Annotated in this window: 1 protein-coding gene; it reads right to left on the bottom strand. The window is 46.3% G+C overall.

The annotated features are described in order from the left end of the window. On the bottom strand, nucleotides 1-538 hold a 538-nt coding region (gene yaaA / locus R7040_RS29465), incomplete at both ends, for a peroxide stress protein YaaA (RefSeq protein ID WP_318098050.1).

Raw genomic sequence — 538 nt, 5'->3', positions numbered from 1 at the left:
CTTCACGTTTAAATACCAAGTCTGTTGGTGTCGACTCTTCCTCAACGAAGTAGTAGCCAGCGGTATCAAACTTCGTTAAGTCCGCCACGCTCTCAATGCGATTTTCGATGATGTAACGCGCCATCATGCCACGCGCTTTCTTCGCATAAAAACTGATCACCTTGTATTGGCCATTCTTACAGTCTTTGAAAATTGGCGTAATCACTTGTGCATCCAAGTTCTTTGGCTTTACCGCTTTAAAATACTCATTCGACGCAAGATTGATCAAAACATTGTCGCCTTGCTCAGCAATCGCTTCATTGAGCTTGTCGGTAATCACATTGCCCCAGAACTGGTACAGGTTGCTACCTTTATCGTTCGCCAGTTTTGTCCCCATCTCCAGACGGTATGGTTGCATTAAGTCGAGCGGTTTGAGCAGACCGTACAGGCCAGATAGCATGCGTAAGTGTTTTTGCGCGTATTCGAAGTCCGCATCTGATAGTGTTTCAGCTTCCAAGCCCGTGTACACATCACCTTTAAACGCCAAAATGGCCTGACG

Source organism: Vibrio sp. 1069 (assembly GCF_033340555.1).
The sequence above is the reverse complement of the archived record's forward strand: the minus strand, read 5'-3'. Positions and strand labels throughout refer to the sequence as shown.